Origin of the sequence: Pseudohaemophilus parahaemolyticus (genome assembly GCF_938021905.1) — a bacterium.
Taxonomy (GTDB): Bacteria; Pseudomonadota; Gammaproteobacteria; order Enterobacterales; family Pasteurellaceae; genus Haemophilus_A; species Haemophilus_A parahaemolyticus_B.
In genome coordinates, this window is sequence record NZ_CALIFA010000060.1 from 31,444 (window position 1) to 41,982 (window position 10,539).

The window sequence follows — 10,539 nt, forward strand, 5'->3', positions numbered from 1 at the left end:
AAATGTTATGAACTATCAAGATAAATCTCTTTCTGCCCTTAAACTTGGGCAAAATACTGAATACAAAAGTCAATATGATGCTTCGCTTTTGCAAGCCGTACCACGCCGATTAAATCGTGAAGGTTTGCGGATTGTAGAGCAACAACCGTTCAATCAAGGCGCGGATGTATGGAGTTGCTACGAACTCTCATGGTTAAACCCACATGGCTTACCACAAGTCGCAATCGCTGATGTAGAAATTGATTTTAAAAGCGAAAATTTAATCGAATCAAAGAGCTTTAAACTCTATTTAAACAGCTTTAATCAGACCAAATTTGCTTCAATCGAAGAGGTTGAACAAACACTTACGAGAGATTTAAGCCAATGTGCAAGCGGTCAAGTTTCGGTGAGAATTCACAAATTAGCCGATTACACTAACCAACCAATTGTGAATTTCGCAGGTGAGTGTATTGATGAGCAAGAGATTCAAATTGAGAGCTACACATTTTCGAATCAGTATTTAGAAAATATTGCAGAAGATGAAATAGTAGAAGAAACGCTAGTTAGTCACCTGTTGAAATCTAATTGCTTGATTACCTCACAGCCAGACTGGGGGAGCGTGCAAATTCACTATATTGGCAAGCGGTTAAATCGTGAAAAACTTTTGCGATATTTGGTTTCTTTCCGTGAGCATAATGAATTCCACGAACAATGCGTAGAACGCATTTTTACCGATTTAATGCAATTCGCTAAACCTGAAAAACTCACCGTTTATGCTCGTTATACTCGCCGTGGTGGGTTAGACATCAATCCATTCCGTTCTAATTTTGAGCGTGTTCCAGTGAATTTGAGAATGGCGAGACAGTAACTGAGATTATTAGTAGAAAAAAGTTGATATCTACTATATCCCTATAAAAAACACCCGAGTTTTCACTCGGGTGTTATTGTTAGAAATTAGGGGAAATTACATCATTCCGCCCATACCACCCATTCCGCCCATACCTGCTGCGGCTAGGTCTGCTTTGTCATCTTTTGGAAGGTCTGTAATCATACATTCTGTCGTGATCATTAAACCTGCAATAGAAGCTGCGAATTGTAATGCAGAGCGAGTTACTTTCGTTGGGTCCAAGATACCCATTTCTAACATATCGCCGTATTGTTCTGTACCAGCATTGTAACCGTAGTTACCTTTACCATCTTTTACATTACGAGCAACAACTGATGCTTCTTCGCCTGCGTTAGTCACGATTTGACGAAGTGGAGCTTCCATCGCACGTAATGCTAAACGAATACCAACGTTTTGTTCTTCGTTGTCGCCTTTTAATTCTTCAGCCACTTTGCTTGCTGCACGAACTAATGCGACACCGCCTCCTGGTACAATACCTTCTTCCACTGCTGCACGAGTCGCGTGAAGTGCATCATCCACACGGTCTTTTTTCTCTTTCATTTCAACTTCGGTTGCAGCACCAACTTTGATAACAGCCACACCGCCTGCTAATTTAGCAACACGTTCTTGAAGTTTTTCTTTATCGTAATCTGAAGTTGAATCTTCGATTTGTTGGCGAATTTGAGCTACGCGTGCTTTGATTTGTGCTTCATCACCTACGCCATCAATGATGGTTGTATTGTCTTTGGTGATTACTACACGTTTTGCTTGACCAAGTTCTTCTAAAGTTGCTTTTTCAAGCTCCATACCGATCTCTTCAGAAATCACTGTACCTGCAGTTAAGATTGCAATATCTTGTAACATTGCTTTACGGCGATCACCAAAACCAGGAGCTTTAACGGCAGCCACTTTCACGATACCACGCATTGTGTTTACAACTAAAGTCGCTAATGCTTCGCCTTCAATATCTTCAGCAATGATTAACAATGGTTTACCAGCTTTTGCAACCGCTTCTAACACAGGTAAAATTTCGCGGATGTTCGTAATTTTTTTATCTACTAATAAGATGTATGGGCTATCTAATTCAACTGTACCTGCTTCAGGCTTGTTGATGAAGTATGGCGATAAGTAACCACGGTCAAATTGCATACCTTCCACTACATCTAATGCATCATCTAAACCTGTGCCATCTTCAACGGTAATTACGCCTTCTTTGCCCACTTTTTCCATTGCTTGGGCAATTAATTGACCTACGGTTGCATCAGAGTTTGCAGAAATAGTACCGACTTGCTCGATCTCTTTTGCGGTTTCGCAAGGTTTTGAGATTGCTTTTAATTCGGTTACTACTGCCGCAACTGCTTTATCGATACCGCGTTTTAAATCCATTGGGTTCATACCCGCTGCAACCGCTTTTAAACCTTCGTTTACGATTGCTTGAGCAAGCACTGTTGCGGTTGTTGTACCGTCACCCGCTGCATCATTTGCTTTAGAGGCGACTTCTTTTACCATTTGAGCGCCCATGTTCTCGAATTTATCTTCTAATTCGATTTCACGTGCTACTGAAACACCATCTTTAGTGATGGTTGGTGCACCGTAAGCTTTATCTAAAACAACGTTACGACCTTTAGGGCCCAAAGTTACTTTTACTGCGTCTGCTAATACGTTCACGCCTTTTAACATTTTTACGCGTGCATCGTTACCAAATTTAACGTCTTTTGCTGCCATTTTTATATTCCTTTTTTAATTATTCTACAATCGCCAAAATATCGTTTTCAGAAAGAATTAACACTTCTTCGCCATCAATTTTTTCTGATTTCACGCCATAACCTTCGTTGAAGATCACCACGTCACCAACTTTTACCGCTAATGGTTGCACATTGCCATTTTCTAATAAACGACCTGTACCCACCGCAATTACTTTACCACGGGTAGATTTAGTTGCTGCAGAACCTGTTAAAACAATTCCGCCTGCTGATTTTGTTTCTACTTCTTCACGTTTTAAAATTACTTTATCGTGTAATGGACGAAGAGCCATATTTCAATTCCTCTGTTAAAAATTAAACAATTTACGCTTTATTTGCGTCACGCCCAGTTAAATGGAGCTATGCTCGGCATTTTCAAGGGCAAAAATAAAAAAATTAGTACATAGATTATGAATCATCATTATCTGAAAAATGATGATTGTGAGCCAAACTCGAACAACCATATTGTTCTAGCTTAGTTTTGGTAAAATGTGACCGCTTGGCAGAACTACGATTATTCAAACTAATTACGCCAATGGTCGCATTATTACCACAACGATGTTTATTTACAAACACCAAGTTGTAACCCGATTCACGAATATAGCCTGTTTTATTCAATGCCGCATCGAAAATCTCTTCTCGCACTAATGCACTTGTATTTTGCATAAATACACGGCGATTGCCCACTTGCACAAGCGTTGCTCTTTCATTCGATAATTTTTGTAATTCAGGTTTTTTCAACGAGTATTTCGCCAATTTCACCAAATCCATCGCACTAGACACGTTACTACTTGATAAACCAGAGCTATCACTAAAGTGGGTTGCTGTCATCCCCAATTGACGAGCCTTTTCATTCATTTTTTGAATGAACTGAGTACGGCTTATTCCTGCTGAGCGAGAAAGAGCGTGAGCGGCATAATTATCAGAGTGGACAATCATCGCTTTTAATAATTCATCACATGAAATCGGTGTATTTCTTGGTAATTTTGTGCCTGTACCTTTAATCGTATCCTCGTCGTCACGTGTAATAGATGCCATACAGTTTTTCTGTTTATTATTTTCTAAAAAGATATTTGCCGTCATCAATTTAGTGACAGACGCAATGGGTTGAGCAGAATGTGGATCGCGACTTTCAAGCACGCGATCGTGAGTAAAGTCATAGACAACGTAAGATTGTGCTAATGTGATACTTGGTAGAGCTAAACAGGAAAGCAGAATTTTTTTTAACATAATGTGAATAGATATATTGCAGGCTAATAAAGAGGTCTAGTGTAACAAATTTCTCTTGACTAGACCATTGAAAGAACTAGGCTTTTTGCCAATTTCTTGCCACAAAAGGGATAATCTCTTTGAGTGCTTTCTCAATAGAAATTAGGCTCAAATTCATCTGCGAAGCACGATCGTGTGCTAATGGCGGCATAAAAGCAAGATGTTTTCCCTCAGCGTTAATTGGTCGCCAACGTTGTGGTTGGGCAGAAAGTCGGCTTGGGTAGAAGCCGATAGTTGGCACGTTTAATGCTCCCGCAATATGTAATGGACCTGTTGAACCTGCAATAAAAAGATCGGCACAAGCAATTGAACGGCTAAAATCTTGCAAGCCATCATTTTTGGCATAAACCGCCGCTTTTTGCGTAAGTTGAGATGCCAATGCGTTTGCTCGCTCTTCCTCGCCTTTTCCCGCCGTTAAAATTACTTGGCAATCAAAGTGTTCGGTTAAGTTATTAAGCAATGTTGCATACTGTTCAAGCGAAAGACTGGTTGCTGAACCGCCAGTAGAACTATGCACAAAGACCCATTTGCAAGCGGTTGAAATGCCCAAAAGTTTTGCTAATTTAGTTTTTTGTGTCGTTATTTCTTGTTCACTAAATTGCAAATAAGGCAGCATAGGCTCAATTGCGGGAACGCCTTGTTTTTCTAAGAACGCACGAGCTAAGTCTAAATTATATGCCGATTCCGATTTTGCTGATTGAGAACGGCGCTGGGTTAAGCGGTGGTTATATAAAAATTGAAATAATTTTGTTGCAGGTGCAAGGCGATAATGAATTCCACTTTTCCATGTGAGTTTAGCATTGTACCAATCGGAGACAAACGAAATTACGGCATCAAATTGCTCTTTTTTGACTGCTTGTAATACGCTTTGAAATGCCACAGGATCTTTTTTATTTGGGGCATCAATGATGACCTTATCAATAGAAGGGCAGAGTTCCGCAAGTGGAGCAGTGTAGCTTGGCACAAGGGCAGTAATTTCTACATTTTGTAAAGATTGTTTGAGCATTGCAAAAGCAGGAAAGCAAACCATAAAATCGCCGATTTTATCGTTTCGGATAACAAGGATTTTTTTCATTTGAGACTCTTTCTATTCATTTTATGTGGTCGATTTTCGCTAAATTTTAGATGAAATTTGTTTTTTTTTCTAATAGAATATGTCAGTTTTACTTACTCGCAACCGTTTGCGATTGGTAATTTTCCATTCATTTCAAATATAGGAATTTGTATGTCAGCAACAATTTTAGAATCTCTCCCATTAGGTCAAAAAGTGGGGATCGCGTTCTCAGGCGGTTTAGATACATCAGCAGCATTACTTTGGATGCGTAAAAAAGGTGCATTGCCTTATGCTTACACGGCAAATTTAGGTCAGCCAGACGAAGATGATTACAATGCAATTCCGAAAAAAGCAATGGAATACGGTGCGGAAAATGCACGTTTAATCGACTGCCGCCAACAATTAGCCCACGAAGGGATTGCGGCAATTCAATGTGGTGCGTTCCACATTTCAACAGGCGGTATTCCTTACTTCAACACTACACCACTTGGTCGTGCGGTGACTGGCACGATGCTTGTGGCAGCAATGAAAGAAGATGATGTAAACATTTGGGGCGATGGTTCAACATTCAAAGGTAACGACATTGAGCGTTTCTACCGCTATGGCTTATTAACTAATCCGAAATTAAAAATCTATAAACCGTGGTTAGATAACCAATTCATCGACGAGCTTGGCGGCCGTTTTGAAATGTCTAAATTCTTAATCGCAAACGGCTTTGACTATAAAATGTCGGTAGAAAAAGCCTACTCAACCGACTCAAATATGCTTGGTGCAACGCACGAAGCGAAAGACTTAGAAGAATTAAGCACTGGAATGAAAATCGTAAAACCAATTATGGGCGTGGCATTCTGGGACGAATCTGTTGAAATCAAACCAGAAACTGTTTCAGTTACTTTTGAAGAAGGTGTGCCAGTTGCTTTAAACGGCAAACATTTTGATGATGCTGTAGAGTTAATTCTTGAAGCAAACCGTATTGGTGGTCGCCACGGTTTAGGTATGTCAGACCAAATCGAAAACCGTATCATTGAAGCGAAATCTCGTGGTATCTACGAAGCCCCTGGAATGGCATTATTACACATCGCTTACGAACGTTTAGTGACCGGTATTCACAACGAAGACACCATCGAACAATACCGCATTAACGGTTTACGTTTAGGTCGCTTGCTTTACCAAGGTCGTTGGTTCGATCCGCAGGCATTAATGTTGCGTGAAACTGCACAACGTTGGGTAGCGAAAGCAATTACTGGTACGGTGACACTTGAATTACGTCGTGGTAACGACTTCACAATTCTGAACACAGAATCACCAAACTTAACTTACGAAGCAGAACGCTTAAGTATGGAAAAAGTAGAAGATGCACCGTTTACCCCAAGCGATCGTATCGGTCAATTAACGATGCGTAACTTAGACATCGTGGACACTCGCGGTAAATTAGCAATTTATACCGACACAGGTTTAATCTCTGCGAATAACCAAGTAGTACCGCAATTAGGTAGTAAATAATTAAAAGATAGTATTTATTATAAAAATCAATAATATAGGGGCGTGTTAAACACGCCCTTTGTATTAAAAAGTGAAATGAAAAAAGTTGAAATTTTTACTGATGGCTCTTGCTTAGGCAACCCAGGAAAAGGCGGTATCGGGATTTTATTACGCTACCAACTACACGAAAAAACAGTGAGCAAGGGATATTTTCAAACCACAAATAATCGAATGGAATTACGCGCGGTGATTGAAGCTTTATCAATGTTAAAAGAACCTTGTGTGGTTGAGCTCAATTCTGATAGCCAATATATGAAGAACGGTATTCAAAAATGGATTTTCAACTGGAAGAAAAATGACTGGAAAACCAGCGATAAAAAACCAGTTAAAAATAAAGATTTATGGATAGCTTTAGATCAAGAAATCCAACGTCATCAGATAGAGTGGGCTTGGGTAAAAGGGCATTCAGGACATCGTGAAAATGAAATTTGTGATGAACTGGCAAAACAAGGGGCGAATAATCCTAGTTTGGAAGATATTGGGTATGAATCGGTATAATAAAAAATTGCCGCTAAAAGTGATTTCAAATTATCAGATATAACTTAAAGACCACATGGGTAGATATGGTCTTTAAGTATGGTCAACTGAATATTAATTTCTTATTTATATTGATGAATCGCATTCGCCACTTCGTTGTCGTTATAAATGGCATTGATCACATCTTGATAGGCTTGGTTTAAGATTTTTTGGATGTCTTTATTATCTGCACCCAACGCACCTTCATAGCCACGGGTAGCGTTAAAGGATTTGTTGAAGTTACCTTTTGCACCTTGCACGGTAATATCAACATTTACTTCCGCATTAGTTTTATGGCGAAGATTACCTTGTTCAACCGTTGCGAAGAAACGTTTTACATTCACAGTTACGTTCGCATTAGCAGCACCTTGCACTAATTGGAAACCTTTTGCATTTAAATCTTGTTGTACCGCTTGTTGTAAAAGTTGCACTACTTCAGGGCTTGAAGTTAAACGGATCACTTCGCCATTTTTAGTGTAAGAAGAGACTTCGCGTGAAGTACGTAAATCACGTGTATTAACGCTTACTGCAGCGATTTGGTTATTGGTATTAAAGGTTGCCGTTGGCGATGGCGTATTGAATACCAAGACATTAGATTGTGCTTGGCAGCCTGCAAGCACGGCTGAGGTTAATGCCGTTGCTAAAAAGAGAGCTTTTTTAGAGAATTTCATAGTGTTTCCTTAAAATTAAATTAACTAAGAGGTGTTACTTGTTGTGTAAAAAAGTCGCGAATGCCGATAAGCAGATTATTAACCGCAACAGAGGCTAAAATCAAGCCCATTACACGACTAATAATTGCCGCGCCCGAATTACCAATTAAATGCTGAACACGGTTTGCCAACATCAATAAGATATAGGTAATAAATAACACCAAGACCATAATGCCTGCGGTTACCGATTGTTCTACAAAGTTAAAACGGTGGTTGTCAGTTAAAAGCACGATTGCCATCATCGCCCCTGGTGAAGCAATGGAAGGCACTGCAAGCGGATAAACCGCCAGCTCGTTGATGTTTGTTCGCATTTTAATCTCGTGCTCAGGTTTGCTTTCACCAAAAATCATCGTGAGGGCAAAAATTAAAAGCACCAATCCGCCTGCAATTTGGAAAGCTGAAAGCGGGATTTGCATCGTTTCAAGCAATAATTGACCGCTTATTAAGAAAAAGAACAAAATACCGAATGAAATTAATATCGCATTACGGGCAATTTTTTTACGATCTTCTAAGGCTAAACCACTGGTTTTAGCTAAATAAACAGGAATCGAACCAATTGGGTCGATTACCGCCCAAAGCACGACAAATTGTACAACTAACGAATCAAACATCTCTCCTCCGATTATGTTAAAATATGCTGTTAATTTTAGCATATTTAGATAATTTATTATGATTTTTTTTACAGATTTAATTTTAAAACGCGGTTTAAGTACTCTTTTGGAAAACACTTCCGCCACTATCCACACTGGTCAAAAAGTGGGGCTAGTCGGTAAAAATGGTTGTGGAAAATCTTCGCTTTTTGCCCTTTTAAAAAATGAATTACAGCCAGAAGGCGGTGAAGTTAGCTTGCCGAAAAACTGGGCAATTTCATGGGTAAACCAAGAAACGCCTGCGTTAGATATTTCCGCAATCGATTATGTCATTCAAGGCGATCGTGAATACACACAACTCATGGCACAACTTGAACAAGCCAACCACGATAACGATGGTCATTTAATCGCCACCACACATGCCCAATTAGACACCATTGATGCGTGGACAATTCAATCTCGTGCAGCAACATTATTAAATGGCTTAGGCTTTAGCACCGAACAACTCAATTTTCCTGTGAAATCTTTTTCGGGCGGTTGGCGTATGCGTTTAAACTTAGCACAAGCACTAATTTGTCGTTCCGATTTATTGCTTCTTGATGAACCAACCAATCACTTGGATTTGGATGCCGTCATTTGGCTAGAACGCTGGCTCGCCAATTATCGTGGCACGCTCATACTCATTTCCCACGACCGCGATTTTCTTGATCCAATCATAGACCGCGTTATTCATATTGAGTACCAAAAATTGAATGAATACACAGGTAATTACACCTCGTTTGAAATTCAGCGTGCGACTAAAATCAGTCAACAAAATGCGGCTTATCAACAACAGCAACGCAAGGTGGCTCATTTACAAAGTTTTATCGACCGCTTCAAAGCAAAAGCAACCAAAGCCAAACAGGCTCAAAGCCGTATTAAAGCCTTGGAAAAAATGGAACTGATTGCCCCTGCCTATGCAGATTCCCCGTTTGAATTTGAGTTCCGCTCGCCATTGAGCTTACCAAGCCCGCTCTTGATGATGGAAAATGTTGCGGCGGGTTATGGCGAGAAAACAGTGCTAAAATCGGTCAAACTCAACCTTGTGCCAGGTTCTCGCATCGGGCTTTTGGGTCGAAACGGGGCAGGTAAATCCACGCTGATTAAACTGCTTGCAGGGGAGATTCCAGCCCAATCAGGACAAGTGCAACTCGCAAAAGGCGTGCAACTTGGCTACTTCGCACAGCACCAAGTCGATACGCTACGTTTTGATGAAAGCCCTCTCTGGCATCTGGAAAAGTTAGCTCCTGAAAAAACGGAACAGGAGTTACGCAATTATTTGGGAGGATTTGATTTCAAAGGTGATAAAGTGAAACAAGCGGTCGGATCTTTCTCAGGTGGTGAAAAAGCTCGTCTGGTACTTGCCTTAATTGTATGGCAGCGCCCGAATTTACTTTTATTGGATGAGCCAACCAACCACCTTGATTTAGAAATGCGACAAGCCCTCACTGATGCATTAACCTATTATGAAGGCTCGCTCGTGGTAGTTTCGCACGATCGCCACTTATTACGTAGCACCGTGAACGAATTTTATTTAGTGCACGACCATAAAGTGGAGGAATTTAAAGGCGATTTAGAAGATTATCAAAAATGGCTAAACGAACAAAATGCTCTTGCATTGGCTTCTGCAAAAAAAGTAGAAAATTTGACCGCTAACAGTGAAGAAACGTCAAATGAAACTGTGAATGCAAGCGGTAATCTTTCAGCACAAGATCGCAAAGAGCAAAAACGCTTAGAGGCAGAACTTCGCCAACAAACCGCTCCACTTCGTAAGAAAATTACTCAGCTTGAGAAAGAGCTAGAAAAGGCAACAGTAATGTTAAATAAGCTCGAAGAGCTACTCGCAACCAGTGAAATTTACGAAGCGGAAAATAAAGCACAACTGACAGAAACGCTTGCCAAACAGATCTCTGCAAAACAGAAAGTAGAAGAGATTGAGCTAGAATGGCTAGAGGTGCAGGAAGCATTGGAAGGAATGTTGAATAGCTAGACATAAAGTTATTGTACAAAATGAATACTTGAGCAACTCTTAAATAAGCACAGGTATAACTTTAAAACGTTTTGTGCATTTGCTAAATAACGTAAAATCTATTAAATCATAAAAAAATGATATAAAAAAAGCACCTAAAGGTGCTATCATTTATTTTCTATTGTAAGAAATGGAGCGGGAAACGAGGCTCGAACTCGCGACCCCGACCTTGGCAAGGTCGTG

General features: G+C 40.1%; 10 protein-coding genes. 4 read left to right on the forward strand and 6 right to left on the reverse strand.

Annotated elements, in window-relative coordinates:
• The first annotated feature begins 7 nt into the window (after window positions 1-7).
• On the forward strand, window positions 8-847 hold the full coding sequence (gene queF / locus QMF79_RS05735) for an NADPH-dependent 7-cyano-7-deazaguanine reductase QueF (protein WP_281773070.1): 840 nt from the start codon (window positions 8-10) through the stop codon (window positions 845-847).
• Between the two features lie 96 nt (window positions 848-943).
• On the opposite strand, the gene groL is transcribed toward queF, so the two are convergent.
• From groL to QMF79_RS05755, 4 genes are all read right to left on the reverse strand, one after another.
• The gene (groL, locus tag QMF79_RS05740; RefSeq protein ID WP_281773071.1) at window positions 944-2,590 is read right to left on the reverse strand and encodes a chaperonin GroEL; all 1,647 of its coding nucleotides are present in this window, start codon (window positions 2,588-2,590) and stop codon (window positions 944-946) included.
• Between the two features lie 19 nt (window positions 2,591-2,609).
• Window positions 2,610-2,900 (reverse strand): co-chaperone GroES, encoded by a 291-nt coding sequence (locus QMF79_RS05745; protein ID WP_005706053.1) that lies wholly within the window; start codon window positions 2,898-2,900, stop codon window positions 2,610-2,612.
• Between the two features lie 115 nt (window positions 2,901-3,015).
• Window positions 3,016-3,837, reverse strand: coding sequence for a D-alanyl-D-alanine carboxypeptidase family protein (locus QMF79_RS05750; protein ID WP_281773072.1), 822 nt, complete (start codon window positions 3,835-3,837; stop codon window positions 3,016-3,018).
• Between the two features lie 76 nt (window positions 3,838-3,913).
• Entirely contained in the window at window positions 3,914-4,951 is a 1,038-nt protein-coding gene (locus tag QMF79_RS05755) for a glycosyltransferase family 9 protein (protein ID WP_281773073.1), read from the reverse strand.
• A 150-nt stretch (window positions 4,952-5,101) separates the two neighbouring features.
• Here QMF79_RS05755 and argG point away from each other — a divergent pair, with 150 nt between their 5' ends.
• Both argG and rnhA read left to right on the forward strand, forming a co-directional pair.
• Window positions 5,102-6,433 (forward strand): argininosuccinate synthase, encoded by a 1,332-nt coding sequence (gene argG / locus QMF79_RS05760; RefSeq protein WP_281773074.1) that lies wholly within the window; start codon window positions 5,102-5,104, stop codon window positions 6,431-6,433.
• Between the two features lie 75 nt (window positions 6,434-6,508).
• Window positions 6,509-6,970: a ribonuclease HI gene (rnhA, locus tag QMF79_RS05765; protein ID WP_281773075.1), complete on the forward strand. Its 462-nt coding sequence runs from the start codon at window positions 6,509-6,511 to the stop codon at window positions 6,968-6,970.
• 101 nt (window positions 6,971-7,071) lie between these two features.
• On the opposite strand, the gene QMF79_RS05770 is transcribed toward rnhA, so the two are convergent.
• Complete coding sequence (locus QMF79_RS05770) at window positions 7,072-7,659, reverse strand: YajG family lipoprotein (RefSeq protein ID WP_281773076.1); 588 nt, start codon at window positions 7,657-7,659, stop codon at window positions 7,072-7,074.
• A 20-nt stretch (window positions 7,660-7,679) separates the two neighbouring features.
• A complete protein-coding gene (locus tag QMF79_RS05775; RefSeq protein ID WP_281773077.1) occupies window positions 7,680-8,309 on the reverse strand; it encodes a MarC family protein in 630 nt (209 codons plus the stop codon).
• Between the two features lie 58 nt (window positions 8,310-8,367).
• Here QMF79_RS05775 and QMF79_RS05780 point away from each other — a divergent pair, with 58 nt between their 5' ends.
• Window positions 8,368-10,317 carry an ABC transporter ATP-binding protein gene (locus tag QMF79_RS05780; RefSeq protein ID WP_281773078.1) on the forward strand — a complete coding sequence of 650 codons (1,950 nt, stop codon included), beginning with the start codon at window positions 8,368-8,370 and terminating at the stop codon, window positions 10,315-10,317.
• Window positions 10,318-10,539: the final 222 nt, after the last annotated feature.